Raw genomic sequence first — 26,836 nt, 5'->3', positions numbered from 1 at the left:
ACTCTCCTCCCGGGCGGGTCTGTGGTCGGGACGGCGCGATTCGAGCGCACGACTCTCCGCTCCCAAAGCGGGTGCTCTGACCTCTGAACTACGTCCCGTTGCAAGGGGGTTGAGCGTCGCGTAGGACAGCTGCGCCCTGCTCCCTCTTCAAGGAGATCCATTAGTGACCTGCATTCGCGCACTCCGACCGGCAACCGGCTGGTTGAGGGCTCCTTAGCCCTACTGCGCGCGACTGGTGTCTAACGACTCACCTAGGTGAGTTGCGCCCGGATGCCGGTTGGCAGCGAAACCAATGGAGGAAGAGTGTCGAGCACTTCGACGCACCAGCCCTGTGACCATCCTGTGCGCGACGTGGCAATCGTCGTCTTGATTGCCACTGTGGCCTGCCTGGTCGCAGCGGTCATCGTGATGAGCCTGAACGGCGGGCCGCTTGAGACTGTAACCGGGAGCGGTACGACGTTCCTCGCGGTCTTCGCCGCTGGAATGACCGTCCTCAGTCACGTCCGGCGCGCCTAGGCTCTCAGGGGCGGTGCCACCACGGACCGCCCCCGCCCAGCTTCACGGCCGTGTCCCGTCTTCGATACCAGGACTTGCTAGCAGAGAGCCCCCGGCGCGACTCGAACGCGCGACTTCCGCTTTACGAGAGCGGCGCTCTGACCATCTGAGCTACGGAGGCGTGTGGGGCGCACCCGGGATCGAACCGAAGCTGCGTTCGCCACGCGGGTGCGAGCTCAACCATCTTGATCCGCAGGCCCCGCCACGCCGCCCTTCCCCGGGGCAGGACGGCGGGGCCTTCGGCTGCCCGGGGGTGGGCTAGCCCCGGCCTCTTGAGCGTGCGGCTCGGGCGATGGTCACCACCGCTTTCTCCAGCGCGTACTCGGGATCGTCCCCGCCCCCCTTCACTCCGGCGTCCGCCTCGGCCACCGCCCGCAGGGCCACCGCCACCGCGTCGGGCGTCCAGCCCCGCATCTGCTGCCGCACCCGGTCGATCTTCCACGGCGGCATCCCCAGCTCCCGGGCGAGGTCGGCGGGCCGCCCGCCCCGCGCCGAGGACAGCTTCCCGATCGCCCGCACGCCCTGCGCCAGCGCACTGGTGATCAGCACCGGGGCGACCCCGGTCGCCAGCGACCACCGCAGCGCCTCCAGCGCCTCCGCAGTACGTCCCTCGACGGCCCGGTCCGCCACCGTGAAACTCGACGCCTCGGCCCGGCCCGTGTAGTAGCGCCCGACGACGGCCTCGTCGATCGTCCCCTCGACGTCCGCGACCAACTGCGCCGCCGCGGACGCCAGCTCCCGCAGATCACTCCCGATCGCGTCGACCAGCGTCTGGCACGCCTCGGGCGTCGCCGACCGGCCGAGGGTGCGGAACTCGCCGCGTACGAAGGCGAGCCGGTCCGCCGGTTTGGTCATCTTCGGGCAGGCCACCTCCCGCGCCCCCGCCTTGCGCGCGGCATCGAGCAGCCCCTTGCCCTTGGCCCCGCCCGCGTGCAGCAGCACGAGCGTGATCTCCTCGGCCGGCGCCCCCAGATACGCCTTCACGTCCTTGATCGTGTCGGCCGAAAGATCCTGCGCGTCGCGTACGACCACCACCTTGCGCTCCGCGAAGAGCGACGGACTGGTCAGCTCCGCGAGCGTGCCGGGCTGGAGCTGGTCCGGTGTCAGGTCACGTACGTCCGTGTCGGCGTCGGCGGCCCTGGCGGCGGCCACCACCTCCCGCACGGCACGGTCGAGCAGGAGGTCCTCCTGGCCCACGGCGAGCGTCACCGGGGCGAGAGGGTCGTCTTGAGCAGTCTTTCTGGCCATCGCGACAAGCATCGCACGCACCACTGACAACGGGGTGCGGCGAGCAGGCCCGGGGAGCGGGCGAGGCCGGGTCCCGCGGCGCTACGGCTCCTCGCGCCACCCCTCCCACTGCCCGGCGAGCGCGTCCAGTTCCGCCGGGTCGAGCCGCTCCTCCTCGTCCCGCAGGACGACGAGCCACTGCGCGTCCTCGGCGTCGTCCTCACCCGCCAGCGCGTCCCGCACCAACTGGGGCTCCTCCGCGACGCCGAACCGCTCCCCGAGCGCCCGCGCCACCTCCTGCGCGGCATCGCGGTCGGGCAGCACCAGCACATGTCTCACATCGCTCACGGAGCCATTGTCGGGCAGCACGGCGATGCCTGAGGACCGGCCCGGATGTCAGCTCTTGGGCACGGGGACGTCAGCTCTTGGGCACGAGCTGTACGTCCAGGTCGATCTTGATGCTCGGCCCGACCACGGCGATCCCCCGCGCCAGCATCGTCTGCCAGCTCACGGTGAAGTCGTCCCGGTGCAGTTCCGTCGTGGCCCGGCAGGCGGCCCGCATCTCGCCCTCCATCCCGTTGCCGAGCCCGAGGTACTCCATGTCGAGCGTGACCGTACGCGTCACCCCGTGCAGCGACAGCGCGCCGGTGACGGCCCACCGGCTGCCGCCCCGGTTCACGCACCGCTCGCTGTAGAACTCCAGCGTCGGAAAGCGCTGTATGTCCAGGAAGTCCGCCGAGCGCAGATGGTCGTCGCGCATCCGCACGTTGGTGTCGATGGACGCCGCGTCGATCACCACGTGCATCGCGGACTGCTCCACGGGATCGGCGATCCGCACCGCCCCGGCGAAGGTGTTGAACCGCCCGTGGATCCGGGCCAGCCCGATGTGCCGTGCGGTGAAGCCGATCGAGGAATGCGTCGGCTCGATCTCCCAGTCGCCCGTCGCCGGCAGGTCAGGACCCGGGGCGACCTGGAGGGTCACATCGCCCAGCGAGGCCAGCGAATTCTCGCCGACCAGCGTGGTCGCCCGGTACGGCGCGTAGCCCTCCGCGGTCACCGCGAGCCGGTACTCACCGGCCGGCACCGTCGTCACGAACGACCCGTAGGGGTCTGTGCCGCCGGTGACCACCGTGCGCCCCATGGCATCACTGACCGCGAACTCCGCGTGCGCGACCGGCTCGTTGACCGGGTCGAGCACCCGGCAGCTGAGCACCCCCGCGTCGGGCGGGGTCTGGACCGCCGCGAGCGGGCTCCGGTGCACCCGGTTGGTTCGGTTTCCCAGCCAGCGGCCGAACATGTACGACACCCCTGTGCGCCTCGACGTCAACTGTTGCCGAAGATACATTCGATCACTGATGCGGCATTCGAGGCAACACAGGCCCACATCGCGGGAATCCAGCACATGTGATGGGACTACGCCTGACTGACCTCAACTGACCGCCTGTGAACCGAATTAGCCAAGCAGGTTCCGGTTTCACACAGTCAACACACAGGGAAAATCCCGCACCCGCGCCCACCGCTCCCGCGGTCAGGGACCGGTCCCGTCCTGCGGGGGTCTGCTGACCAGGCAGGCACGGACAAAGTCCTGGACAACGGGGTCGGTGTCGTCGGCGGGGGCCCAGGCGACGCCGACCCGGCTGGGGCTGACGCCGCTGACGGGGCGGTAGACGACGCCGGGGCGGGCGTAGTAGCGGGCGGCCGATTCGGGGGCGAGGGCGATGCCGTAGCCGTTGGCGATCGCGCTGAGCCAGTCGTCGGGCCGGTCGGTCACGGCGCCGATGCGGACCGGGTGGCCCTCCCGTTCGCCGGCGGCCAGCCAGTGGTCCCGCCAGGCACCGGATTCGGGCGGTGCCGCCACGAACGGCTCGTCCCACAGGTCCCGGAAGGGGATCAGGTCGCGCGCGCCGAGGGGGTGTCCCGCGGGGAGGGCGATCCAGCGCGGCTCGCTGAACAGCACCGCCACCCGCAGGGCGTCCTGACCGGGGAAGGGCAGCCGCACCAGGGCGACGTCGGTGTCGCCGTCGGCGAGCCCCGCGGTCGGGTCCGACCAGACGGCCTGTCGCATATCGGCCCGCCAGCCCGGCCGCCGGCGGGCGAACTCCGCGACGATGTGCTGGGTCGCCTCATTGGCGGCGCTGGCCATGAAGCCGACCCGCAGCACACGGGCCGCCCGGTCGGCCGCGCCCTTCGTCTCCCGCAGCAACCGGTCCCAGTCGGCCAGCAGCGCCGGCGCACGCGCCGCCAGGGTCCGGCCCGGCTCGGTGAGGGTCATCCCGGCCCGGGACCGGGTGAACAGCCGCACCCCGAGCCGGGTCTCCAACTGCTTGATCTGCTTGGTCAGCGCCGGCTGGGAGAGGAACAGACGCTCCGCCGCACGCGTCAGGCTCCCCGTGTCCGCCACCGCGACGAAGGAGCGCAGCAGCCGGGTGTCCACATCCATCCTTTCAGGTTATAGATGCAGGTATTGGACGCCAAACCGGAGTTCGACAAGGCTGGTCATGAGCCAGCGGACAGGGGCCCTGCCCGCCCTCACGACGTACTCGGCCGAACGGGGAGGCACGCATGTTCACCGCCTATGTGATCGTCACCGTCCTCACGATCGCGGCCAACGCCGGGATCGCCGCCGCGGACCTCCTGCGGGCCGGGTTCGTCCTCGCCAACTCGGCCGAGGTCGGCCTCCCCCAGTCCTGGCTCCCGTGGCTCGCCGCGGCCAAGGCCGCCGGGGCCGCCGGGCTGCTGCTCGGGCTCCTCGGCGCCCGGCCCCTCGGCGTGGCCGCCGCGGCGGGACTCGTCCTGTTCTTCATCGGCGCCGTCGCCGCGCACCTCCGTATGCGCGTCCTCCACAACATCGCCTTCCCCCTCGGCTACCTCGGACTCGCCACCGCCTCCCTCGCCCTCGTCCTGGCGCGCTGACCAGGTCCGGTGCAGTCCGCTACGGCTCGACAGCGCCCTGACCACCGGAGTCCGGCCGTCCTGCGCGCCTGGCGGCACCTCAGCCGCGCGCCACCCGCAGTCCGCCGCGTGCGCCGTCCGGTCCGGTGACCGCGAGGGAACCGTCCCGGTCCGTGCGCAGCACCATCGCCCCCACCGCCCGCAGCGCCGCCAAGGTCCCGGGCGCCGGGTGACCGTACGGGTTGTCTGCACCGCACGAGACGAGCGCCACCCGCGGGGACACGACGCGTATCAGCTCCGGGTCTTGGTACGCCGAGCCGTGATGGGCGACTTTGAGCACGTCCACGCCGGCCAGTCCGGCCCCCGCCGGAGATCTCAACAGCGCCTGCTGGGCCGTCGGTTCCAGATCGCCGAGCAGCAGCAGCCGCAGCCCGGCCGACCGCACGAGCAGTGTGACGCTCGCGTCGTTGGGGCCGTCCGGCTCCGGTCCCGGGGGCGGCCACAGCACCTGCCAGGCGAGCGGGCCGGTGCGTCGCTGTTCCCCGGCCACGGCACGAGTCACCGGGATCTGCCGCCGGGCCGCCTCCCTCCTCACGAACTCGGCCTGCTCCGCGGGTTCTTCGTAGCCCGTCGTCTCGATCGCGGCCACCGAGCGCCCGCGCAGCACACCGGGCAGACCCGCGACGTGGTCGGCATGGAAGTGGGTGAGCACGAGGAGCGGGATCCGGGTGATGCCGAGGTCCCGCAGACAGCGGTCGACGAGTCTTGGATCGGGGCCCGCGTCCACGACCACCGCGCTGCCCTCCCCCGCCGCGAGCACCGTCGCGTCCCCCTGCCCCACGTCGCACATCGCGTACCGCCAGCCGGGCGGCGGCCAGCCGGTGATCACCCGGGTCAGCGGCGCCGGCCGCACCACCAGCAGCAGGAGCAGCAGCGCGCACAGGCCGCACCACCACGGGTGCCGCGCCAGCCGCCGCCCGACGAGGACGACGGCCACCGTGGCCGCGGCCAGCAGCAACGCGCCCGTCCAACTGCCCGGCCAGTCCATCCCTCCGCCGGGCAGCGCGGCCCCGGTCCTGGCGACCCGCGCGATCCAGTCGGCCGGCCAACTCGCGCACCAGGCCAGCGCCTTCGCCACGGGCATCGCCAGCGGCGCGGTGGCCAGCGCCGCGAACCCCAGTACCGTGGCCGGGGCGATCGCGATCTCCGCGAGCAGGTTGCACGGCACCGCCACCAGACTCACCCGCGCCGACAGCACGGCGACGACCGGCGCGCACACGGCCTGCGCGGCGGCGGCCGCGGCCAACGCCTCCGCCGCCCGCCACGGCACCCCGCGCCGACACAGCGCCGCGCTCCATCCCGGAGCGAGCACCAGCAGCGCGCCGGTGGCCAGCACCGAGAGCAGGAATCCGTAGCTGCGGGCCAGCCACGGGTCGTAGAGCACCAGCAGCAGTACGGCCGTCGCCAGCGCCGGGATCAGGGACCGGCGGCGGCCGGTGGCCAGGGCGAGCAGCGCCACGGCTCCGCAGGCCGCCGCACGCAGCACGCTCGGATCGGGTCGGCACACCACGACGAAGCCGAGCGTGAGCGCCCCCGCGAGCAGCGCCGTGGCCCGCAGCGACAGTCCGAGGCGCGGGGCGAGTCCGCGGCGTTCGACGTGCGCGGCCAGGCCGGGCGGTCCGACGAGCAGGACGAGCAGGATGGTGAGGTTGCTGCCGGAGACCGCCAGCGTGTGCGTCAGATCCGTCTCCTTGAAAGCCTCGTCCAGTTCCGGGGTGACGCGTGAGGTGTCCCCGACGACCAGTCCGGGCAGCAACGCCCGCGGGTCGTCGGGCAGTCCGTCGGTCGCCGCGCGCAGTCCGGCCCGCAGCCGGCCGGCCAGCCGCTGCGGCCCGTTCGGTTCGCCGACCACCTCGGGCACGTCCTCCTCTGTCACGCGCAGCACGGCGGCCAGCCCGTCGCCGCCCGTCAGCACGGGGGCCAGCCGCGCACTCACTCGCAGCCGGGTGGAGGGCAGCAGGCCCAGCCAGGCCGAACGCGCACTCCGCGAGCCAAAGTCGGCGGTTCCTGACGGTGCCGGGGCATCCGGCGAAACCGGTGCGGGGATGTCCGCCCCGACCGGTGCCGGGACGTCAGCGTCGACGATCATCAGTACCGGCGCCCGCGTCGTCACCGCTGTTCCGTCGGCCCGCTCCACGCGCCGTACCTCGGCGTGGGCCAGCACGGCCGCCGGGGCCGCATGCCCGCCCCGTACCCGGGATCTGCTGAGCCAGGGGTCGGAGTCGAGCCGGACCTCCACGGTCACCGTCGCGTACCGGCGGGCCAGTTCGGGCACCGGTCCGCGGCGCGTGTCCGCCCCGTGCAGCCCGGCGGACATGGCCGCCGCGGCGACGCACAGCAGTACGGCGGCGACCGAGGCGCGCGGCCAGGTCAACCACGCGGGCGCGCGGGCCATCCGCCGGAATCCCGTGGGCGGGCACTTCGTCCGGCGGCCGGCACGGCGTGGGCCGGCCCGAGCCCCGCTGGTCAGGAGCAGCAGGACCGCCACGATCAGCGCCCCGGCCGCGACACCCACGGTCCATGGCGGTGGCGCGTCCAGCGTCACCGCCGCCGTCCCCCAGGCCGCCAGCGCGGGCGGCACCAGACGCAGGTCCGCCGGCCCCTCCTGACGGGGGTGCGCGGCACCGAGCCGCCGTCCGGAAGCGGCGTGCACGGCGGGGCGGTCGGCCTGGCCCGCGGGCGGGGAGGCGCCGGGCGGACTGCCCGTGCCCTCAGGCACGGTGGGCTCGGGCGGGGTCAACTCGGACCCGGTGGACTCGGGCGCGGTGGGATCGGGCACAGCCGGCTCGGGCGCGGAGGGATCGGGCACAGCCGGCTCGGACACGGTGGACTCGGGCGCGATGGGCTCGGGCACAGTCCGCTCGGGCACGGTCCGCTCGGGTGCGGTGGGCTCGGGCGCGGTGGGCTCGCGGGTCATGGCTGGACCAGGTTCCGCAGGTCGGCGAAGCGGCGGTCGCCGATCCCCTTGACCTGGCGGAGTTCGTCGACCGAGCGGAAGCCGCCGTGCCGGGTGCGGTAGTCGACGATGTGCTGGGCCAGCACGGGGCCCACGCCGGGCAGCGTGTCGAGCTGATCCACGGTGGCCGTGTTCAGCGAGACCGGGGCCGCGGGTCCGCCCACCCCCGCCATGGCGCCCGCCGGGCCGGCCCCGGACGCCCCACCGGCTCCGGGTCCGGTCACCCCGGCGGGATCGCCGACCACGACCTGCTCGCCGTCCACGAGGAAGCGGGCCCGGTTGAGGCCGTCGGTGTCGGTGCCCGGACGCACTCCGCCCGCCGCGCTCAGCGCGTCGACGACCCGCGAACCCGCGGGCAGTCGATGGATTCCGGGCTTGCGGACCTTGCCGCTGACGTCGACCACGATCTCCGCGCCCGCCGTCCCCGGAGCGGCGACCCCTGTCGAGCCGCCCGCCCCGATCCCACCGCCGTGTCCCGCCTTCTCGTCGTCCTCACCCGCCCCGCCCTCCTCCTCCTTCTCGTCCACCGCGAACGGTGCCTCCGCCCGCACCACTTGTGGCGCCCGCACCGACTGGGTACGGCCGGCCCAGAAGTGCTGCACGGCGAACACCGCGACCACCACGAGCAGCACCGCGAGCGCGATCACCCCCCGTCGCTCCAGTCCGCACCTGGCCTGCAGCCACAGCGGCATGCGCTCCCGCAGGGCGGTCCCGGCGCGCTCCCGCCAGCCCGGCGCGGCGGACCCGTCCCTGGCCTCCGCCCGGAGGGTGTCCTCCCCACCCGCGGTGTCCGGGTCCGGCGACGCGACCACGGCTGCCGTCCACGCGGGACGCAGCGCGGGCGCCCCACCGGTCACCGCCGCCGTCGCCTCCGCTTGCCCCACCGCCGTCGCCTCCGCCGGCGCCGTATGCGCACGAGGCGGCGCGCCCGGCGGGCCGTGGCCCGACTCCCGGCGTCGCCCTGGATCCTGGCGTTCGATGGACTTCCGGCATTCGTTCAACGCCTGGCGTTCGCCGGACGCCCGGCGTCGGTCCCGTTCCCCGGGATCCTCGACGTGCTCGCCGAAGAGGAGTTCCGCGCGGCGGCGCAGTTCCTCCGCCGGTGCATGGCGGTGGCGTGGTGGGCGGCGGGTGGCCGGGCGGCGGTGTCGGGTGCGGCCGTCGGACGCGGGTCCGCGGCCCGGGCCGCTGGTCGGGGTCGCGATGCGTGAGCGTGATCGAAGTGGCATGCGACGAGGATCGGACATTCCGCCGCCTCGCGATGATCTTGCTCAATTCCCGGGGATTACCGGCCGGTTGTGGAAAACCCCGTCACCCACACGAGTCTCACGACCCGTCATGGCATGGCGCGGCGTGGGATGGCATGGCATGACACAGCACGGCATGACACAGCACGGCATGACACAGCACGGCACAGGCGTCACCTCGGCGAGACGACGGCGCCCAGCAGCCCGGGCCCGGTGTGCGCGCCGATCACCGCCCCGACCTCGCTCACATGCAGATCGGCCAGCCCCGGCACCCGCGCCCGCAGCCGCTCGGCGAGGGCCGACGCCCGGTCGGGGGCGGCAAGATGATGGACGGCGATGTCGACCTCCGCGCCGCCCGCACGGTCGGCGGCGATCTCCTCAAGGCGGGCGATCGCCTTCGACGCCGTACGCACCTTCTCCAGCAGCTCGATGCGGCCGCTCTCCAGTTGCAGCAGCGGCTTCACGGCGAGGGCGGAGCCCAACAGGGCCTGCGCGGCTCCGATACGGCCGCCGCGGCGCAGATAGTCGAGCGTGTCGACGTAGAAGTAGGCGGAGGTGCCCGCGACCCGTTTCTCGGCCGCCGTGACCGCCTCGTCCACGGTGCCGCCCGCCTCCGCCGCCTCGGCCGCGGCGAGCGCGCAGAAGCCGAGGGCCATCGCGACCATCCCGGTGTCCACCACCCGCACCGGCACGGGCGCCTCGCGCGCCGCGGCGACCGCGGCGTCGTACGTACCCGACAACTCGGCGGAGAGATGCAGCGAGACGATGCCGGTGGCACCGGACTCGGCGACCGTGCGGTAGGTTTCCGCGAACATCGCCGGGCTGGGCCGGGACGTGGTGACGGGCCGCCGCTTCTGCAGTGCCTGGGCCAGGGAGCGGGTCGAGATCTCGGTACCCTCTTCGAGCGCCTGGTCGCCGAGGACCACGGTCAGCGGTACCGCGGTGATGCCGTGCCGATCCATCGTCCGGGGCGGCAGGTAGGCCGTTGAATCGGTGACGATCGCGACATGGCGGGACATGAGCTGGAGGTTACCTGCCGTATCGCCCGCACTGCAGCCCGACCCCCTCTCACCTGGGGCGGAACCGGTGGATCAGGTGGTGCTCTCGGGCCGGGGCCGCTTCTGCCAGGGGTGGGTCGGACGCGGGCCCGGCGGGGTGATGGCGGGCCGGTTCGGTTCCGCCTCCGGTTCGGATCGCGCGGGCCGAGGCCAGGTCTGCGGGCCGTTCGCACCCTCGGCCGCGGAGGCGTCGGGCCAGGAGGGCGCCGCGGATCCGGGCTGCCGGCCCGGGGGCGACGGTGCGGCGGCAGCGTCCGGTTCGGCGCGCTGCCAGTGCCGCAACGCGCCGGTCTCGACGTCGATCTGTGCGCTCAGCGCGTCCAGGTCGTCGTCGGTGAAGCGGTGGGCGCGGTCCCGGGCGGCCCAGCGCAGGGCGTCCGCGGACTGGGTGATCCGCTCGGTGCGCCTGCGCAGTTCGGGCAGGTGCGCGGCGAGTGCGGCCCGGTCCGGCTCGGACTCCAGGCGCCTGAGTTCGCCGTCCAGTTCCCGGCCGTGTGCGCTCAGCCGCTCGAAGAGGCCGAGCGACTCCTTCAGCGACGCGTCCTCCACCACGCCCGCGTGCAGCGCGTCACGCGTGGCCCGCATCGAGGTGCGCAGGTCGAGCCGGAGCTTGGCGATCTCGCTGGCCGGGCCCAGCTGGGCGAAGGACTTGGCGCGCAGCGTGTGGTCCTCGACCGTGCGGCGGGCCTGTGTGACCGTGCGGTCGACGCCTCGCTTGGCCGCGCCGATCACCTTGATCGTGACGTACCCGCCCAGGATGACGAAGAGCAGGAAGAGCACGGCGAACACTGTGATCACTGTTTCCACGACGCTCCTCCTCCGGCCGCACGGCGCGATCCGCCCCGCTCCTCCACGGTAAACGCAGCGGGCAGGCCCGGAGTTCCGGAAAAACCCCGAACCTGCCCGTAGGGGACTCCCCGGAGGCGGTGACCACCGCGGCTACGCGGGGACGATGTTCACCAGCTTCGGCGCCCGCACGATCACCTTGCGGATGCCGGCGCCGTCCAGCGCGGCGACGACCTTCTCGTCGGCCAGCGCCACCTTCTCCAGTTCCTCCTCGGAGATGGCCGGCGGGACCTCCAGGCGGGCCTTGACCTTGCCCTTGATCTGAACGACGCAGGTCACGGTCTCGTCGACGACGTAGGCGGGGTCGGCGACCGGGAAGTCCCGGTGGACGACGGAGCCGCTGTGGCCCAGCCGGTGCCACAGCTCCTCGGCGATGTGCGGGGCCAGCGGGGCGACCATCAGCACCAGCGGCTCGGCGATGCCGCGCGGGACCACTCCGCCCGCCTTGGTCAGGTGGTTGTTCAGCTCCGTGACCTTGGCGATGGCGGTGTTGAAACGCATGCCCTCCAGGTCCTGGCGCACGCCGTCGATCGCCTTGTGCAGGGCGCGCAGCGTCTCCTCGTCGGGCTCGGCGGCGGAGACGGTGACCTCGCCGGTGGTCTCGTCGACGATGTTGCGCCACAGCCGCTGCAGCAGCCGGAACTGGCCGACCACCGCGCGCGTGTCCCACGGCCGGGACACGTCCAGGGGGCCCATCGCCATCTCGTACAGACGCAGCGTGTCGGCGCCGTACTCGGCGCAGATCTCGTCGGGGGTCACCGCGTTCTTCAGGGACTTGCCCATCTTGCCCAGCAGGCGGGTGACCTTCTCGCCCTGGTAGGAGTAGGCGCCGTCGCGCTCCTCCACCTCGGCGGCGGGCACCGCGATGCCCCGGCTGTCCCGGTAGACGTAGGCCTGGATCATGCCCTGGTTGAACAGCTTGTGGAACGGCTCGGCCGACGACACATGCCCCAGGTCGTACAGGACCTTGGACCAGAAGCGGGCGTACAGCAGGTGCAGCACGGCGTGCTCGGCGCCGCCGACGTACAGGTCGACGCCGCCGTGCGGCATGCCGTCGCGCGGGCCCATCCAGTACCGCTCGATCTCGGGGTCGACCAGCTGCCGGTCGTTGTGCGGGTCCAGGTAGCGCAGCTCGTACCAGCAGGAGCCGGCCCAGTTGGGCATGGTGTTGGTCTCGCGGCGGTACTTCTTCGGCCCGTCGCCCAGGTCCAGGGTGACGTTGACCCAGTCCTCGTTCCGCGACAGCGGCGTCTCGGGCTTGGTGTCGGCGTCGTCCGGGTCGAAGGTGCGCGGCGAGTAGTCCTCGACCTCGGGCAGCTCCAGGGGCAGCATCGACTCGGGCAGCGCGTGGGCGATGCCGTCCTCGTCGTAGACGATCGGGAAGGGCTCGCCCCAGTAGCGCTGGCGGCTGAACAGCCAGTCGCGCAGGCGGAAGTTGACGGTGCCCTCGCCGATGCCCCTGCGCGCCAGCCACTCGGTGATGCGCGCCTTGGCCTCGACGACGGGCAGGCCGTCCAGGGAGATCTCGTCGTTCGAGGAGTTGACGATCTTCGCGTCGTACGACGCGAACGCGTCCTCCCAGGTCGAGGTGTCGGTGCCGCGGCCGTCGGTCGGCTCGACGATGCAGGTGATCGGCAGCTCGAAGGCCCGCGCGAACTCGAAGTCGCGCTGGTCGCCCGCCGGTACGGCCATGATCGCGCCGGTGCCGTAGCCCATCAGGACGTAGTCGGCGATGAAGACGGGGACCCTGTCGCCGTTGACCGGGTTGGTCGCGAACGCGCCGGTGAAGACGCCGGTCTTGTCCTTGGCCTCGGCCTGCCGCTCGACGTCCGACTTCGAGGCGGCCTGCGCGCGGTAGGCGGCGACGGCCTCGGCGGGGGTCGCGTGGCCGCCGGTCCACACCTTGTGGGTGCCCTCCGGCCAGGTGGCCGGGGTGAACTTCTCGACCAGCGGGTGTTCGGGCGCCAGCACCATGTAGGTCGCGCCGAACAGGGTGTCGGGGCGTGTGGTGAAGACCGTGATGTGCTCGCCGTCGATCGGGAAGTCGACGCGGGCGCCCTCGGAGCGGCCGATCCAGTTGCGCTGCTGCAGCTTGATGGCCTCGGGCCAGTCCAGCTCCGCCAGGTCCGTCAGCAGCCGGTCGGCGTACGCGGTGATCCGCATGTTCCACTGGCGCAGCTTGGCCTTGAAGACCGGGAAGTTGCCGCGCTCGGAGCGGCCGTCGGCGGTGACCTCCTCGTTGGCCAGCACGGTGCCCAGGCCGGGGCACCAGTTGACGGGCGCGTCGGAGGCGTAGGCCAGCCGGAAGCCGCTCAGCACGTCGGCGCGCTCGGTGGCGGTCAGCTCGTGCCACGCACGCGTGTGCCCCGGTACGGTGCGCTCACCGGACTCGAACTGGGCGATCAGCTGGGAGATCGGGCGGGCCTTGTCCGCCTCGTCGTCGTACCAGGAGTTGAAGATCTGCAGGAAGATCCACTGGGTCCACTTGTAGTAGTCCGGGTCGATCGTGGCGAACGACCGGCGCTTGTCGTGGCCCAGGCCCAGCCGGCGCAGCTGGGACTTCATGTTCTCGATGTTGGCCTCGGTGGACACGCGCGGGTGCGTGCCGGTCTGCACGGCGTACTGCTCGGCGGGCAGGCCGAAGGCGTCGAAGCCCAGGGTGTGCAGGACGTTGTGGCCGGTCATTCGCTGGAACCGGGCGAACACATCGGTGGCGATGTAGCCCAGGGGGTGGCCGACGTGCAGACCCGCACCGGAGGGGTACGGGAACATGTCCATGATGAACTTCTTGGGCCTGGCGACGGTCGCGGGGTCGCCGGCCAGGTCACCCTTCGGGTTCGGCGCGGCGTACGTGCCCTCGGCGTCCCAGAAGTCCTGCCAGCGTGCCTCGATCTCGGCGGCCATGGCGGCCGTGTAGCGGTTCGGCGCTGCCTCTGCCGACGCGGCGGCAGCGACAACGGGGTTCGTCTCGCTCATGATCCTCAAAGCTCCATCGGTCGTCTCTGCCTGCGGAAACGAAAAATCCCCTCGCACAGGAGGGGACGCCGCGCCGATGCCGACCACAGGACTCACCGGTGGCCGGGACTGATCAGCGCGGCCCGCTAAGCAGAAGGCGTACGGCACGCATGGCGCCAGGGTACCGCAGCCCTTGAGCAAGCTGCGACGCGCTTCCGTATGCCTGGGTGACCCGGCACGCACTCGTCGATGACGCTCACACATTACTTCGCGTAACACCCACTAACGGACATTACAACAGTCCCATTGTCCTTTGATAACAACGCAATAACTCAAACCTCGTACTGATCGGTATGACGCCGCTTAGAGTGCGGCAGCGGGACCGCTCACCCGGACTGCTCGGAGTTACCCCCCATGAACCCTCGTCGTAGTAACAGCTCGCTCCCCAAACCGGGCCGGTCGGCCTATGGGGTGGCGTCCGCCGTCGTCCTGCTCCTGATACCCGTGGTCGTGCTGCTCGGAGGCAACTGGCTCCAGGAGTTCCTCAACTTCGGTGCCGGCGTCCTGTCCCTCGTCTGCCTGACCTGCTCGGTGATCTGGGGCCTCGTCGCCCAGGACCGGCTGATCCTCAACACACGTCAGCGGATCATCGCCCAGGGCATCCACCGCGTGACCGCCGTCGGGTCGATCGCCTTCCTCCTGGTGCACATCACGATCAAGCTGGCGCTGGACCACACGGTCCTGATCGCCGCGGTGATCCCCTTCAGCCTCGGTGTCTCCGGCAGCGGCGGGCTCATCGGTCTCGGCTCCCTGGCCGCCCTGCTCATGATCTTCGTGGGCATCACCGGCGCGCTCCGCAACCAGTTCGCGTCCCCGGCACCGGTGGCGGCCCGCTGGCGTGCCATGCACATGCTGGCCTACCCCGCCCTGTGCGCGGCCCTGATCCACGGCCTGTTCGCGGGCCGCCCGGCGAAGACGTTCTTCATGGTGTCGTACGAGCTGTGCCTGGCCGGGGTGCTGGCTGCCCTCGCGCTGCGCGCGGCACCGCGCCCCTTCAAGCGCAAGGTCGCCGACCGGATCGTCGGGATCCTGGGCAACGAGGAGCGGGGCGCGGGCCGCGACGACCTGGAGGCGAGCCGGACCCGCCTGAACGAGGGCGGCGCCGCGCTGCCGGGCTACGAGAAGCAGGCCCCGTACGCCGACGCCGCCGCCTCCGCACGACGCGCCCCGGCGCCCCCGTACGAGGCCCCGGCCGCTCCCGCTGGCCCGGACGGACCCGGCTTCGCGGCGGCCTACCGGGCCGTCTCGACGCCCCAGCAGCCCCAGCAGCCCTTCGCGGCCGACCAGACCGCGCGCATGGACCTGCCGCTGGATGTGCAGCCCACGGAGGCGATGCCGCGCATGGACGCTCCTTCGAGTACCTCGGGCAGCTGGCCGATCCCGTCCCCGCCGCCGGTCGGCGAGGCGCCCCCGTCGGCGTACGACCCGCTCCAGGACACCGGATACAACATCCCGGTCTACGGCAATCCGGGCGCCGGCGGCTACGGCGGCAGTGACGTGTACGACACCGGTGAGACGAACACCCGCTACGACACGTACAACCGCAATGACACGTACAACAGCGGTCCCGCCACTGAACCATCGCCCGGCGCGTCGTTCGACACGCCGGGTTCGGGCGAACCTTGGAACACGCCTTCCGGAGGCTACAGGTGAACGAGGCCCTGCCCGACGTCCCAGAAGTCCGCGTGGTCGGCCTTCCCCAGCTCACGTCGGGCTTCGACCTTGTCGAACGGCTCGATCTGCCCATGCATCTGAAGGTGCACGGGCCGCTCGAACCCATGGGCGGCGAGCAGCTCGCACAGCTCGCCGAAGGCATCAACCTGAAGGGCCGCGGCGGCGCGGGCTTCCCCTTCCACAAGAAGCTGCGCTCGGTCGCCGAATCGGCGATCAAGCGCGGCGTCCGGCCGGTCGTCGTCGTCAACGGAAGCGAGGACGAACCGGCCTGCCGCAAGGACACCGTGCTCATCAACCGGGCCCCGCACCTGATCCTGGACGGGGCGCTGCTGTGCGCCGAGGCACTGGGCGCCCGCACACTCGTGGTGGGCGTCACCCGTGAGTCCACGCAACGCTCCATGGAGGCCGCCCTCGCCGAGCGCGGCCTCAGCAACAGCCGGCGTTCGGCGCTGCGCGTGAGCGTGCAGCGCAACCCGGTCCGCATGGTCACCGGCGCCGCCGCGTCGCTGATCCGCTCCATCGACGGCGGCCCGGCGATCCCGCCCGGCCGCAAGATCAGCGCCTCGCAGACCGGCGTCGGCGGCGCACCCACCCTGCTGTCGAACGCCGAGACGTTCGCCCAGCTGGCGATCGGCGCCCGCATCGGACCCGAGCGCTACGGCAACACCGGCCTGTACGACGAGCCGGGCACCGTCATGCTGACCGTGTCCGGCGCGGTCGCCCGCCCGATGGTGATCGAGGTCCCCACGGGCGTGCCGCTGCGCTACGTCCTGCAGCTGGCGGGCGCCCCACCGGTGCCGCAGGGCGTACTGACCGGCGGCTACCACGGCAAGTGGATCGACGCGGCCACCGTCAACGAGGCGATCGTCTCCCGCAACTCCCTGGACGCGGTGGGCGGTTCGCTGGGCGCGGGCGCGATCCTGCCGATCAGCCAGGAGACCTGCCCGCTGGGCGAGTCGCTGCGGGTGGCGCAGTGGCTGGCCGAGGAGAGCGCGGGACAGTGCGGTCCCTGCTACCTCGGTCTGCCCGCCGCCGCGCGCGGCATGGAGGACATCCTCAACGGCGGCGGACCGGCCGCCCTGGAGGCGCTCAAGCAGGTCGCGAAGAACGTGAAGCGGCGCGGCGCGTGCTCGCACCCGGACGGCTCGGCGATGTTCCTGGAGTCGACCGTCAAGGCGTTCACGGACGACCTCGCCGCGCACGTCCTCGGAAACGGCTGCGGGCGGCCCGTGGAGGGCGTTCTGCCGCTCTTCGAGGGGGGCAGGGCGCCGACGGGCATCCCGGGCGGCGCGGAGGCCGAGGAGAGCGGTTCCAGCCGCCAGAAGATCTTCGTCGACTGGACGCTGTGCCGGGGCCACGGGCTGTGCGCGGACATCCTCCCGGAGGTCTTCCAGCTGGGCGCCGACGGATTCCCGACCGTCGCGCAGGCGAAGGTGCCCCAGTACGCGGAGGCGAAGGCGCTGCGCGCGGTGCGCCGCTGCCCCGCGCTGGCGCTGCGCATCGAGGAGGACACCCGCTCCCAGGCGCCGGCCCGCAACCTTCCGGTCGTCTCCCAGGGCCGCGGACGCCGCGCCCTCGGCCGCTGAGCACCTGAGCACACGGACGGCGGGTCACCCCGGACCGGGGTGACCCGCCGTCGCGCGAGAACGCGCATCGCACGGGTACGAGCGCCGCAGGAAAACGGGCGTCGTACACGCCGAAGGCGGACCATCCGTTCGGATGATCCGCCTTCTGTTCCTGTGGAGCTAAGGAGAATTGAACTCCTGACCTCCTGCATGCCATGCAGGCGCTCTACCAACTGAGCTATAGCCCCTTGAGGTCCTGCGGCTGAGCCGCATCCCGACCGTGTCGCCCGGTTCCCCCGGCGGCGACGCCAACATTACACGGTCGACAGGGTGCAGCACCAAATCGTTTCCTTTCTGCCCCGATATCGGGGCTAGTGTCGGCCTTCGTGACCCTGAACGCGCCCTACGGAACCCGCCTTCGTGTGCCGGTCGCCCTGGGGGCGTGCCTGGTGTCCTTCGTCGCGTTCTGGACCGCGCAACGGGCCGCGCACGTGTCGATGATCGACCTGATGGTGTACCGGGCCGAGGGAGCGGCCGTCCGCGCGGGCGGCGATCTGTACGCCCTGCGCGCGACCGAGGCCCGGCTGCCCACCACCTACCCGCCGTTCGCGGCCCTGCTGTTCACACCGCTGACCCTTGCGCAGACCGCGCTCCTGCGCACCCTGGCGACGCTGGGCAACCTCGTCCTCCTGGTGGTGTTCGTACGGCTGTCGCTGCGACTCGTCGGGCACACGCGCGTGGAGAGCGTCTGCTGGATCGCGGCGGCGGCCGTGTGGTGCGAACCGGTCTGGACGACGCTGCGCTACGGGCAGGTCAATCTGCTGCTCGCGGTTCTGGTGCTGAGGGATCTCGACCGCTGCCGGCCGGGCGTCCGGGACCGATGGGCGGGCGCCGGCCTCGGGCTGGCCGCCGCGGTCAAGCTGACGCCCGCGCTGTTCGTGGTCTTCCTGGTCGCCACCGGCCTCGCGGCCCGCCTCAGGGGCGGCGACGGAGAGCCGTGGCTGCGGCACGCGCGCGGGGCGGCCGTCGCCTTCGCCGCGGCGACCCTGCTGGCGGCGGCCGTCCTGCCGTACGACTCGTGGCGCTTCTGGTCCGGCATGGCGTTCCGCGCGAACCGGGCGGGCCATGCCGAGGACACCGCCAACCAGGCCCTGCGCGGCGTTCTGGCCCGGCTGCTGCACACTGCGGAACCGGGCGTCTGCTGGGCGCTCCTGGCGGCCCTGACGGCCGTTGCCGGGTTGTGGGTGGCGGTCACCACGGAGTTGCGGGGCCGGCGCTCCTGGGCGGTGGCCGCCTGCGCGGTGACGGCGCTGCTGATCAGCCCGGTGTCGTGGTCGCACCACTGGGTGTGGTGCGTGCCCGTGGTGCTGCTGCTGTGGACGCACGGCCACCGGGCGGTGGCCGCGGGCACGCTCGCGGTGTTCTGCTCGTACGCGCTGTGGTGGGTGCCGCACGGTGACGCGCGGCCCGAACTGCACCAGGGCGGCGCGGAGTTGACGCTGTCGGCCCTCTACGGAGGTGCCGGTCTGCTCTTCCTCGCGCTCGCCGGACAGCGTTGCCGCGGCCCGGCGGGCGGCGGTCAGGCCGTGACGAACGAATAGAACCGCTTGAGGGTGCAGTGCTCCTCCAGAAGGCGGCCGTAGATCGGCTCGCCCTCCAGTTCGCGGTACGTCTCGATCGGGTCGCCCTTTATGATCAGCGCCCGCGCGCAGTCCTCGCACCAGTACTGGTATTCGGGGTTGATCGGCTCCATGTCGCGGACGATCGGCGTGCCGCTCCCGCACCAGTCGCACTTCCGCCGGTGTGCACCCATCGATCAGCTCCAGCTGTGGCCGCAGGCCGTGCACACGTAGGGGATTCCGCCGTTGTCGCCCGGGACTTGGGCCACCTGCGCGGAACTGCGGGAAGGGCAGCTGAGCCGGGTGACCGTGTCCCGTGTCAACGCCGCGTCGAGGAGGTGGCCGACCTCCTCAAGGATGCTCGCAGGCATCGCTACTCCCTCCCGTAGGGCCGCGCCCCCTTCCGGCCGTTTGATTCTGCCACGGCCGGACCAATACGGTCAGCGACGCCTCAGTACCAGTCCGGACACGGCAGCCACCGCGGCCGTTCCGGCCGACGCCCGTACGCACGCCGAACGCGCCTCCGTAGAGATATACGCCCGCGGGACCCCGGGTGACTCAAGCCGGTTCAAGAACGGAACCCCGTCTCGGCAGATACGGGAGGAGGAACAACAGGTCCGCCGTCCCTGAGGGCGGCGGACCTGGGAGGGGTTCGTGGCAGATCAGACGAGTGCGGCCACCTTTCCGGCGGGCTTGTTGCGTCGCCAGCCGACGGCCAGGTAGGCGAACATCCCGGCGGGCGGAATGGCGCACACGGTCCAGCTGAGGGCCAGGGGCGGGCCCGGCTGTTCGAGCACGGGGACGTCACGCAGGGTGCCGCGGCCGTGGCCGGCGTGGCCGTCGATGTCGAAGGTGAAGTCGTATCGGCCGGCCTCCGGGAGTGCCTTGACGTCCAGTCCCCAGACATCGAGCTTGCGGGGGTGCCTGGCCAGCGGGGCCTTGCGGTCCTCTGCGTCGAGGCCCGGCCCGTCGATGGCGAGGACGCCGGACTTTCGCGCGATGCCGCCGTCCGGGACGAAGGTGAAGTCCAGCGACTGCATGGCCCGCAGGGGCCACTCGGAGAAGCCGACGGTGACCGTGTACGGCCCTGCCTCGACCCGCTCGGTGTGCACGATGCCGACCGGGGCGTACGCAGCGGCGGGAACGGTCGACATGGCCACCAGCGCGAGTGCGGCGGCCACACCGAGCACCAGCCGACGCGCGTGGCCTCGCACGCTCCGGAATCCGGCGGCGAGAAGCCGTGAAGGTGAGGAACGCATGGGTCATCGGCCCTTCGTGAGCGGTGCGGTGGAGTTCTCGCGCAGCAGGACCGCGAGTCGCGCGGCGAGGTAGCCCGCGAGGACCCCGGTGACCAGACCGGTGATCGTCATCGTCAGCAGGTCGGCCGGGTCCGGGCTCGAACCGTCGAGCAGGGCGCTTTGGACAGGCAGGGACAGGCCGACCGCGGCGCCGCCTCCGGCGCCCATGATCTGCGGCGCGATGCGACCCGACCAGCCCTGCCTTCTGCTCAGCCACAGCAGGGCTGTGATGACCAGTGCGGCAAGGAGCATGAACATCGGGATCTGGGCGGGCAGGTCGGGCGGTTCGTCGGCGAGGTTGTCACGCAGCGGCAGGCCGCTGGCCTCGGCGTAGACACGGGCCGCCCACGGGGAGAACCACCACAGGGCGGCTTGCATGACGCCGAGTGCGGCAGCGATCGCCAGCGCCGTGCCCGGTCGGCCGAGCGTGAACGTCCCCATGATCAACAAGAGGGTGGAGAAGAGGATGTTCCCGACGAGTTGGGGGTCGACGGGTAGCGGCAGGGCGCTGAACGCGTTCGTCGTGATGGGGGTGAAGGTGATCAGCACGGGAATGCTGAGGATCAGGCCCGCTCGGCCCCACCGGGTGTCACGTACCGCGGCGAAGACGATGACGCTCCCCACCATCGTGATGGAGATCGCGACGAACAGGCCGATGTGGGGCGGCGAGTCCAGCACCGCGTCGAAGCCGTACAGCGAATGCCACCACAGGTCCAGGAGCCCGAACAGAAGGAACAGGGCGGCCCCCGTACCGGCGATCAGGTAGCCCAACGGGGCGCGGAAGATGCCGCCGAAGACGCGTACGGGTGTGCCGCCGGCGAGGCGGTCCGTGGGCCGGCCGGCGCGCTGGGCCGCGGTCGCGATCAGGACCATGACCAGGCTGGTGACGCCGGCGACGGCACTGCCGGAGTACAGCAGGAGATGGGAGAGCGTGAAGAACGTGTCCGGGCCGACGTCGATGTGCCACTGGATGTCCCAGCTGATGCCGAACAGCGACGTCAGGGTTCCGGCGAGGACGAGATGGGCCGCGACGGCGCCGGTCCGTCCGCTCTGGGACAGTCTGACAGCGGAGGACGACTGGACCAGCCCGGGTGCTCCCAGACCGGTGCCGGGCAATGCTGTACTCACATAGATGCCTTTCTCAAGGGGTGCACCGGAGCGCTTGCCGGCGCTGCGTGATCGGTCGGTCAGCCGGAGATGACGACCGGGAAGTCGAACTGGTCGTTCCGGGTGCCGTGGTCGACGCTGACGTGGAAGGTCCAGCGGCCCGGCATCATCAGATGGACGGCCGTGGAATAGGCGCCTGAGCCCTGAGGGTGCGCCGTTGCCGCCGGTGTCGCGTGTCCTGCGGTGGGCAGGACGGCCTGCAACGTGACCGTGGAAGGACGCCCGTTCCGCTCCCCTCGGCGCGGGGTGAGACGGATGCTGACGTCCGTGGCGCCGGTGCGGGGCCGCTGCACGGTCAGTGTCACTTCGTCGGTGGCATTGCCCCCGGTCAGTGAGACCGCCTCGTCCGTCCAGGAGGGAAGGAACGCCACACCCGCCAGGACGAGGCACACCGCCAGCAGTGCCGCGGCCCCCGCGTACAGAAAGCTCGCCATGGAGAAGCGGGAGGCAGAAGGGGCGCTCACTCTGCTCCTCCAGCCGGCGACACGTGCAGGAGATAAGGGGCGGTCAGGACCGCGCTGTCGCGCTCCGCCTGTATCCAGACGCGGTAGTAGCCGGCGGAGGGGAAGGTGTACACGAAGGCGACGTCCGGCCCGTAGGCGGCGACTGTCTCATCCGCGGGGCTGTCGCCGTTGAGGGGCATCAGCCCGCTCATCGAGCCCGAAGCCGAGGCGTCCCCGTCCTTCGTTCCCCCCTCGGCGCCCGTCATCTGATGGCCCGGCATACCACCCATGTCGTGCTCCGAGCTCATGTCGTGTGCCGACGTGCCCATCTCACCGCCCATGGAGTGCGCGTGTGCCCATACGGGTGCGTCCTGGGCGGCTCCTCCCATACGCGTCGGGCTGGTCGCGGCCGCCCTGCCGAGCGGGCCGACGACGATCATGTGACCGACCATGCCGAGCCAGGGCTGGAGCGTCGGCGTGTCACCGACGCGTGCGGTCAGGGTGCTCGCCGTACCCGCTCTGAGTGACGACGCCGACAGCCGCACCGATACACCGTCGATCACCCGCGTTCCCGGCTCCTGCGGGGCGAGCGCGGCAGGCAGCGCCGAGACGGTGCCGTGCCGGTCGGCGCCGGTGACCGTCAGGCCCGTTGCCGACCGTATTTGCTGGACACCGCCGCCGCGGCGGGCGAACTCGGCGGACACGGCGTAATGGCCGGCCACGGGCAGCCGCATCTGCACCTCGTAGGTGCCGGGCGCGGTGCGGATGGGATGCAGGTGCCAGAGCTCACCGGTCGGCCCGATCACCAACAGGTGCATGAGGGCGCTGTCGTGGACGATGAGATCGTCCGCGGGGAGGCCGGTGGAGCCGTCGTGCACGCTCAGCCGGAGCGTGCCCGGTTCCGTCGCCCCGGCCGTGTACGGACGGAGTGTCAGCGAGGCGGGCGGCCGTGATGAGTCGCTGGTCACCGGCCGGACGACCGCGTAGGGATCGGTGACGTTGTCCTGCGTGGCGTCCACCTCTCTGCCCGGTTCGGGTGGCGCGGGCAGGGACGCGGACAGCAGCGCGGCGGTGACGGCCGTTGCCAGCGCGGCCACGACGCCGCCGGCCGGCACCAGCACCCACCCTCCGCGCCGGGCCCGGACCGCGACGAACAGCGTCACCAGGATGAGCACACCGGCCGAGACGAATCCGCCGAACACCACTCGCTCCGGCGGCGATGTCACCTGGCCCGGCACCACGAAAGGGATCCGTGCGGTACGGGACCCATCGTCGACGACCAGCTCCCAGGGCCCCGCCCGATCGATCTCCAGGGCGGCGCCGTAGGACCCCGGGGTACCGCCCAGCTCGACGGAGGCGCTGCTCGTGACGGTCCCCACCGAGGCGCCGTCCGCCCGGTCCGCGGAGACGCCCGTCGGGACAGCGCCGAGGCGCAGGGTCCCCGCAGCCGTGCCCCGATGGGTGAGGACGTCCACATGCAGGGGGCCGGGCAGCCCGGTGACGCGCCGCAGCGTGAAGGTCAGGTCGCGGCCCCCGAGCGTCTGCGCCACCTGTAGGTCGCCGCCGGCCGTGGAATCCGCCCATGCGGGGGATCCCTCAGCGGCCGACAGGCCCAGGGCACAGAGCACGACCGTCACGACGACACGTACGGCGCGTGACATGCCGAGGCGATACGGACCGGTGGATCCGCTGCGAACAGATGTGGGGGGTGCGTTCTCGTTCACGCGGCAGACAGTAGAAACTGCCCCCACGCCGTGTCGTCACGCAACCGAGTTACACCGTGTCCCCCGCCCGGGGGACACGAACTCCCCCTGGAGCAGGAATGTTTTCCTGTGGGGGCCGTGCACTATAGGTCCCGTGTCCGTTCAGATTCGGGACGTGAGTGGGTCCCTGACCAGGCAGTCCGTCATGGTGGCGGGTTTCTGCCTGCTCGCGGACACGCTCACCTTCTACGGCGCGGGTGCGCGGGCGTATCCCGCCGTGTCCTTCTGGTGCCTGCTGACCGGAATCGCCCTGGCGGACGCGGCGTTGGCCACTCCGGCCCGGCTCTCCGGAGCCGTGGCGTTCGCCCACGCGGCGCTGGCCGTGGCCGGTGCGCTGCTCCTGCCCGGCGGTGGACCCCTGCCGGACATCAACGACGCCGGCATGCTCATAGCGGCCTACCGGGCCGGGGCCTGGCTGAACGGCCGGCCGGCCGTTCTCGCTCTCCTGTACCTGGTCGCCGGGGCGATCGGGGCCAGGACACTCTGCGGGACAACCGAGCTCACCGACTGGCGTTCCATTCTGCTGAGCGCGGTGAAGGAGGCCCTGCTCGCCTGGCTGGTCGGCCGCTACACCACCGCCCGGGGCGCGCACATCGCCGAACTGGAGCAGCGGGCCGCCCGGGAGCGGGAGCACGCACGGCACGAGCTCGCGCACGCCATCGCCGAGGACCGCAGTGCCATCGCCCGGGATCTCCACGACGTCATCGCCCACCATGTGAGCGCCATCGGTGTGCATGCCGGGGCCGCCCGTCTGGGACTGTCCGCCAAGGAGGCGTCTCCGGTGTCAACGGCCCTGGCGGCGGTGGAGACTTCCAGCCGCGCGGCCCTCCTCGATCTGCGCCGCCTGCTGGATTTCCTGCACGACAGCCCCGTGGACGACGCGCGGCAACCGGGGCTGGGCGATCTCGACGAACTGATTCACGTCGTGTCCGCCGCCGGCCTGAAGGCGAACGTCAGCATCGAGGGCACCCGACAGGAACTCGAAGGGTCCTTGGACATCGCCGTCTATCGCGTGGTGCAGGAGATGCTGACCAACGCGCTGCGCCACGGCGACGGTCACGTGGACATTGTTCTGCGCTACGGGACTTCGTGCGTCACTGTCACCGCGGTCAACCCGATAGCCGCCTCGAAACGCCTTGTCGAGGACTCTCCGCACCGGGGCCTCGAAGGCATCAGCAGCCGGGCCGGCATGTTCAACGGCTTCGCCTCGTACGGGCCTGTGAACGGCGGAGCCGACTGGAAGACGTCCGTCACCTTCTCCTTGGATGGCACATGAGTCTGCGTATTCTCCTGGCCGATGATCACGCGGTGTTCCGCTCGGGACTGAAAGCGGCCCTGAACACCCAGGACGACCTGTGCTGTGTCGCGGAAGTGGCGGACGGCCAGGCGGCCGTCAACGAGGTCACCAGGCTGACGCCTGACGTCGCCATCCTGGACATCCGTATGCCGCGACTGGACGGACTGCGGGCGGCGGAACGCATCCTCGACAGGCGGGGCAACACCACGAAGGTCATCATGCTGACCACCTATGACGACGACAGCTACGTCTACAGCGCTCTCCGCCTGGGGGTCAGCGGCTTCCTCCTGAAGAGCGTCCCTCCCGAGGAGACGATCGCGGCCATCCGCATTGCCGCCCGAGGCGACGCCCTCATCGATCCCTCGGTCACCCGCCGTTTCATCTCCCGCTTCGCCGCGAGCATCGCCCCGCCCGCGTCCGCCACCGGACTCGACAGGTTGACGGCCCGTGAGCGCGAGGTCCTGATGCTGGTGGCCCAGGCACACAGCAACACAGAGATCGCACGCGACCTGGGCATCGGTGATGAGACGGTCAAGACGCACGTATCCCGGATCCTGGCGAAGCTGGGTCTGCGCGACCGCACTCAGGCCGTCATATACGCGGCTTCCCACCACCTCGTGGCACCGTTTCCCGCGCCGCCGACGGATACGACGGATACGACGGACAGGGCGAAAACAGGCCGGCTCAAGGGAAGAGGCCGCCGCCGCACCACATGAGCCGGCGCAACGCAGAGGATCCCGCCCCTGAAGGGACGGGATCCTTGTCAACGATCTTTGACAGCTCACCAGAGTGTCGATATGTGGAGCTAAGGAGAATTGAACTCCTGACCTCCTGCATGCCATGCAGGCGCTCTACCAACTGAGCTATAGCCCCTGGTGCCACGCGGCGGAGCCGCATGGTGTCTCGCCCCGCTCGGCGAGGCGAACAAGAAGAACTTTAGCCTGCGACCTGCCGGAAAGCGAAATCCAGGCCGGGCCCCGGAAAGGCTCAGTCGTCGTCGCCGAGGACGGGCTCCGGGAGGGTGCCGGCGTTGTGCTCCAGGAGGCGCCAGCCGCGTACGCCCTCGCCGAGGACCGACCAGCAGCAGTTGGAGAGCCCGCCGAGGCTCTCCCAGTGCCGGGCCTCCAGACCGAGGAGCCGCCCGATGGTGGTGCGGATGGTGCCGCCGTGGCTGACCACCACGAGGGTGCCGTCCTCGGGCAGCTTCTCGGCGTGCCGCAACACGACGGGGGCCGCCCGGTCGGCGACCTCGGTCTCGAGTTCGCCGCCGCCGCGGCGGACCGGCTCGCCGCGTTTCCACGCGGTGTACTCCGCGCCGTGCCGGTCGATGATCTCCTCGTGCGTCAGCCCCTGCCAGACGCCCGCGTAGGTCTCCCGCAGCGCCTCGTCGCGGGTGACGTCCAGGCCGGTGAGTGCGGACAGCTCGGCGGCCGTGTTCGCGGCCCGCCGCAGGTCCGAGGCGACGATCGCGTCGGGCCGCAGGGAGGCCAGCAGCCGGGCGGCGCGGCGGGCCTGGCCGACGCCGGTCTCGGTCAGCTCGACGTCCGTGGTGCCCTGGAAGCGGCGCTCCACGTTCCAGGCGGTCTGGCCGTGCCGCCACAGGATGATGCGCCGCCCCCGGCCGGTGCGGCCGGTCACCTCGCCGGTGGCGCTCATCGCCACTCCCCGCCCGTCTCGGCCGCTTCCTCGGCGGCCTGCAGCCGGGCGTGCTCCGCCGCCTTGCCGCGGGTGGCCTTGGCGTCGGCCGGCAGCTCGATCTCGGGGCAGTCCTTCCACAGCCGCTCCAGGGCGTAGAAGACGCGCTCCTCGCTGTGCTGGACGTGGACGACGATGTCGACGTAGTCGAGCAGGATCCAGCGGGCCTCGCGGTCGCCCTCGCGGCGCACCGGTTTGGCGCCGAGCTCCTTCTGGAGCCGCTCCTCGATCTCGTCGACGATCGACTTGACCTGGCGGTCATTGGGCGCGGAGGCGAGCAGGAAGGCGTCCGTGATCGACAGCACGTCGCTCACGTCGTAGGCGATGACATCGTGGGCGAGCTTGTCGGCGGCCGCCTGGGCGGCGGTGTTGACGAGTTCGAGGGCGCGATCAGTGGCGGTCACTACGAAGCTGGCTTTCGGTCGGGGGCAGGGGTCGGCTGGGGGCGTGGCGGCGACC

The 26,836-nt window shown here is 71.7% G+C and carries 24 protein-coding genes and 4 tRNA genes; 7 read left to right on the top strand and 21 right to left on the bottom strand.

Translation table 11 applies throughout. The features are described 5' to 3' along the window. Positions 1-22: 22 nt before the first annotated feature. A tRNA-Pro gene (locus tag CTZ28_RS09225) sits at positions 23-98 on the bottom strand. 253 nt (positions 99-351) lie between these two features. Between CTZ28_RS09225 and CTZ28_RS46885 the strand changes: the two genes are divergently transcribed. Further along, entirely contained in the window at positions 352-516 is a 165-nt protein-coding gene (locus CTZ28_RS46885; RefSeq protein WP_183154317.1) for a hypothetical protein, read from the top strand. Positions 517-602: 86 nt separating this feature from the next. Here the strand turns inward: CTZ28_RS46885 and CTZ28_RS09215 are convergent. From CTZ28_RS09215 to CTZ28_RS09195, 5 genes are all read right to left on the bottom strand, one after another. After that, positions 603-676 (bottom strand) — tRNA-Thr (locus CTZ28_RS09215). 137 nt (positions 677-813) lie between these two features. Then, positions 814-1,803 carry a DNA polymerase III subunit delta gene (gene holA / locus CTZ28_RS09210; RefSeq protein WP_183154316.1) on the bottom strand — a complete coding sequence of 330 codons (990 nt, stop codon included), beginning with the start codon at positions 1,801-1,803 and terminating at the stop codon, positions 814-816. Between the two features lie 81 nt (positions 1,804-1,884). Continuing rightward, positions 1,885-2,130 carry a hypothetical protein gene (locus CTZ28_RS09205; RefSeq protein ID WP_121888885.1) on the bottom strand — a complete coding sequence of 82 codons (246 nt, stop codon included), beginning with the start codon at positions 2,128-2,130 and terminating at the stop codon, positions 1,885-1,887. Between the two features lie 70 nt (positions 2,131-2,200). Beyond that, positions 2,201-3,079: a YceI family protein gene (locus CTZ28_RS09200; protein WP_121888884.1), complete on the bottom strand. Its 879-nt coding sequence runs from the start codon at positions 3,077-3,079 to the stop codon at positions 2,201-2,203. A 231-nt stretch (positions 3,080-3,310) separates the two neighbouring features. Further along, the gene (locus tag CTZ28_RS09195) at positions 3,311-4,222 is read right to left on the bottom strand and encodes a LysR family transcriptional regulator (RefSeq protein WP_121888766.1); all 912 of its coding nucleotides are present in this window, start codon (positions 4,220-4,222) and stop codon (positions 3,311-3,313) included. A 122-nt stretch (positions 4,223-4,344) separates the two neighbouring features. On the opposite strand from CTZ28_RS09195, the gene CTZ28_RS09190 reads away from it, so the two are divergent. Further along, complete coding sequence (locus CTZ28_RS09190; RefSeq protein WP_121888765.1) at positions 4,345-4,695, top strand: DoxX family protein; 351 nt, start codon at positions 4,345-4,347, stop codon at positions 4,693-4,695. A gap of 79 nt (positions 4,696-4,774) precedes the next feature. Here the strand turns inward: CTZ28_RS09190 and CTZ28_RS09185 are convergent, their stop codons facing one another. From CTZ28_RS09185 to leuS, 5 genes are all read right to left on the bottom strand, one after another. Then, entirely contained in the window at positions 4,775-7,387 is a 2,613-nt protein-coding gene (locus CTZ28_RS09185) for a ComEC/Rec2 family competence protein (RefSeq protein WP_121888883.1), read from the bottom strand. A 260-nt stretch (positions 7,388-7,647) separates the two neighbouring features. Then, a complete protein-coding gene (locus CTZ28_RS09180; RefSeq protein WP_121888764.1) occupies positions 7,648-8,919 on the bottom strand; it encodes a ComEA family DNA-binding protein in 1,272 nt (423 codons plus the stop codon). A 191-nt stretch (positions 8,920-9,110) separates the two neighbouring features. Further along, positions 9,111-9,956 carry a DegV family protein gene (locus CTZ28_RS09175; RefSeq protein ID WP_121888763.1) on the bottom strand — a complete coding sequence of 282 codons (846 nt, stop codon included), beginning with the start codon at positions 9,954-9,956 and terminating at the stop codon, positions 9,111-9,113. A 72-nt stretch (positions 9,957-10,028) separates the two neighbouring features. Continuing rightward, a complete protein-coding gene (locus CTZ28_RS09170; protein ID WP_183154315.1) occupies positions 10,029-10,802 on the bottom strand; it encodes a hypothetical protein in 774 nt (257 codons plus the stop codon). A 132-nt stretch (positions 10,803-10,934) separates the two neighbouring features. Next, positions 10,935-13,817, bottom strand: a complete 2,883-nt coding sequence (gene leuS / locus CTZ28_RS09165) for a leucine--tRNA ligase (RefSeq protein WP_121888761.1) — start codon at positions 13,815-13,817, stop codon at positions 10,935-10,937. Positions 13,818-14,210: 393 nt separating this feature from the next. Between leuS and CTZ28_RS09155 the strand changes: the two genes are divergently transcribed. Together CTZ28_RS09155 and CTZ28_RS09150 are read left to right on the top strand one after the other, a co-directional pair. Then, complete coding sequence (locus CTZ28_RS09155) at positions 14,211-15,509, top strand: ferric reductase-like transmembrane domain-containing protein (protein WP_183154314.1); 1,299 nt, start codon at positions 14,211-14,213, stop codon at positions 15,507-15,509. Next, positions 15,506-17,116: an NADH-quinone oxidoreductase subunit NuoF family protein gene (locus CTZ28_RS09150; RefSeq protein ID WP_121888759.1), complete on the top strand. Its 1,611-nt coding sequence runs from the start codon at positions 15,506-15,508 to the stop codon at positions 17,114-17,116. Before CTZ28_RS09155 ends, CTZ28_RS09150 begins: the two co-directional genes overlap by 4 nt. 154 nt (positions 17,117-17,270) lie before the next feature. Here the strand turns inward: CTZ28_RS09150 and CTZ28_RS09145 are convergent. Further along, positions 17,271-17,343: transfer RNA gene (locus tag CTZ28_RS09145), tRNA-Ala, on the bottom strand. 144 nt (positions 17,344-17,487) lie between these two features. Between CTZ28_RS09145 and CTZ28_RS09140 the strand changes: the two genes are divergently transcribed. Further along, entirely contained in the window at positions 17,488-18,696 is a 1,209-nt protein-coding gene (locus CTZ28_RS09140) for a glycosyltransferase 87 family protein (protein WP_398655605.1), read from the top strand. Here the strand turns inward: CTZ28_RS09140 and CTZ28_RS09135 are convergent. The 6 genes from CTZ28_RS09135 to CTZ28_RS09110 form a co-directional block, all read right to left on the bottom strand. Continuing rightward, on the bottom strand, positions 18,675-18,908 hold the full coding sequence (locus CTZ28_RS09135) for a hypothetical protein (RefSeq protein ID WP_121888757.1): 234 nt from the start codon (positions 18,906-18,908) through the stop codon (positions 18,675-18,677). The two genes, CTZ28_RS09140 and CTZ28_RS09135, sit on opposite strands and share 22 nt — an antisense overlap. Positions 18,909-18,911: 3 nt before the next feature. Beyond that, positions 18,912-19,085 carry a hypothetical protein gene (locus CTZ28_RS09130; protein WP_121888756.1) on the bottom strand — a complete coding sequence of 58 codons (174 nt, stop codon included), beginning with the start codon at positions 19,083-19,085 and terminating at the stop codon, positions 18,912-18,914. 291 nt (positions 19,086-19,376) lie between these two features. Beyond that, positions 19,377-19,928, bottom strand: coding sequence for a hypothetical protein (locus CTZ28_RS09125; protein WP_220795315.1), 552 nt, complete (start codon positions 19,926-19,928; stop codon positions 19,377-19,379). Between the two features lie 48 nt (positions 19,929-19,976). Continuing rightward, positions 19,977-21,140 (bottom strand): hypothetical protein, encoded by a 1,164-nt coding sequence (locus tag CTZ28_RS09120; RefSeq protein ID WP_147481124.1) that lies wholly within the window; start codon positions 21,138-21,140, stop codon positions 19,977-19,979. A 59-nt stretch (positions 21,141-21,199) separates the two neighbouring features. Then, positions 21,200-21,643 carry a FixH family protein gene (locus tag CTZ28_RS09115; RefSeq protein WP_147481123.1) on the bottom strand — a complete coding sequence of 148 codons (444 nt, stop codon included), beginning with the start codon at positions 21,641-21,643 and terminating at the stop codon, positions 21,200-21,202. Beyond that, complete coding sequence (locus CTZ28_RS09110; RefSeq protein ID WP_220795314.1) at positions 21,640-23,283, bottom strand: hypothetical protein; 1,644 nt, start codon at positions 23,281-23,283, stop codon at positions 21,640-21,642. The genes CTZ28_RS09115 and CTZ28_RS09110 overlap by 4 nt, the downstream gene beginning before the upstream one ends. 217 nt (positions 23,284-23,500) lie before the next feature. Here CTZ28_RS09110 and CTZ28_RS09105 point away from each other — a divergent pair, with 217 nt between their 5' ends. Both CTZ28_RS09105 and CTZ28_RS09100 read left to right on the top strand, forming a co-directional pair. Then, a complete protein-coding gene (locus tag CTZ28_RS09105; protein WP_183154313.1) occupies positions 23,501-24,661 on the top strand; it encodes a sensor histidine kinase in 1,161 nt (386 codons plus the stop codon). Next, on the top strand, positions 24,658-25,398 hold the full coding sequence (locus tag CTZ28_RS09100) for a response regulator (protein ID WP_121888752.1): 741 nt from the start codon (positions 24,658-24,660) through the stop codon (positions 25,396-25,398). Before CTZ28_RS09105 ends, CTZ28_RS09100 begins: the two co-directional genes overlap by 4 nt. An 84-nt stretch (positions 25,399-25,482) precedes the next feature. Here the strand turns inward: CTZ28_RS09100 and CTZ28_RS09095 are convergent. The 3 genes from CTZ28_RS09095 to rsfS all read right to left on the bottom strand — a co-directional run bounded on the left by CTZ28_RS09095 (position 25,483) and on the right by rsfS (position 26,781). Beyond that, a tRNA-Ala gene (locus tag CTZ28_RS09095) sits at positions 25,483-25,555 on the bottom strand. Positions 25,556-25,669: 114 nt separating this feature from the next. Further along, positions 25,670-26,338: a histidine phosphatase family protein gene (locus CTZ28_RS09090; RefSeq protein ID WP_121888751.1), complete on the bottom strand. Its 669-nt coding sequence runs from the start codon at positions 26,336-26,338 to the stop codon at positions 25,670-25,672. Further along, positions 26,335-26,781: a ribosome silencing factor gene (gene rsfS, locus CTZ28_RS09085; RefSeq protein WP_121888750.1), complete on the bottom strand. Its 447-nt coding sequence runs from the start codon at positions 26,779-26,781 to the stop codon at positions 26,335-26,337. The genes CTZ28_RS09090 and rsfS overlap by 4 nt, the downstream gene beginning before the upstream one ends. Positions 26,782-26,836: the final 55 nt, after the last annotated feature.

It is taken from the genome of Streptomyces shenzhenensis (assembly GCF_003688995.1).
Lineage (GTDB): Bacteria > Actinomycetota > Actinomycetes > Streptomycetales > Streptomycetaceae > Streptomyces > Streptomyces shenzhenensis_A.
This window is presented reverse-complemented; position numbering and strand designations above follow the sequence as displayed.

Excerpts from the sequence above, each read along its gene's own strand:
- holA (WP_183154316.1), bottom strand. The coding sequence starts at position 1,803 with ATGGCCAGAAAGACTGCTCAAGACGACCCTCTCGCCCCGGTGACGCTC.
- CTZ28_RS09200 (WP_121888884.1), bottom strand. The coding sequence starts at position 3,079 with ATGTTCGGCCGCTGGCTGGGAAACCGAACCAACCGGGTGCACCGGAGC.
- CTZ28_RS09195 (WP_121888766.1), bottom strand. The coding sequence starts at position 4,222 with ATGGATGTGGACACCCGGCTGCTGCGCTCCTTCGTCGCGGTGGCGGAC.
- CTZ28_RS09190 (WP_121888765.1), top strand. The coding sequence starts at position 4,345 with ATGTTCACCGCCTATGTGATCGTCACCGTCCTCACGATCGCGGCCAAC.
- CTZ28_RS09180 (WP_121888764.1), bottom strand. The coding sequence starts at position 8,919 with ATGCCACTTCGATCACGCTCACGCATCGCGACCCCGACCAGCGGCCCG.
- CTZ28_RS09175 (WP_121888763.1), bottom strand. The coding sequence starts at position 9,956 with ATGTCCCGCCATGTCGCGATCGTCACCGATTCAACGGCCTACCTGCCG.
- leuS (WP_121888761.1), bottom strand. The coding sequence starts at position 13,817 with ATGAGCGAGACGAACCCCGTTGTCGCTGCCGCCGCGTCGGCAGAGGCA.
- CTZ28_RS09155 (WP_183154314.1), top strand. The coding sequence starts at position 14,211 with ATGAACCCTCGTCGTAGTAACAGCTCGCTCCCCAAACCGGGCCGGTCG.
- CTZ28_RS09135 (WP_121888757.1), bottom strand. The coding sequence starts at position 18,908 with ATGGGTGCACACCGGCGGAAGTGCGACTGGTGCGGGAGCGGCACGCCG.
- CTZ28_RS09130 (WP_121888756.1), bottom strand. The coding sequence starts at position 19,085 with ATGCCTGCGAGCATCCTTGAGGAGGTCGGCCACCTCCTCGACGCGGCG.
- CTZ28_RS09110 (WP_220795314.1), bottom strand. The coding sequence starts at position 23,283 with ATGTCACGCGCCGTACGTGTCGTCGTGACGGTCGTGCTCTGTGCCCTG.
- CTZ28_RS09100 (WP_121888752.1), top strand. The coding sequence starts at position 24,658 with ATGAGTCTGCGTATTCTCCTGGCCGATGATCACGCGGTGTTCCGCTCG.
- CTZ28_RS09090 (WP_121888751.1), bottom strand. The coding sequence starts at position 26,338 with ATGAGCGCCACCGGCGAGGTGACCGGCCGCACCGGCCGGGGGCGGCGC.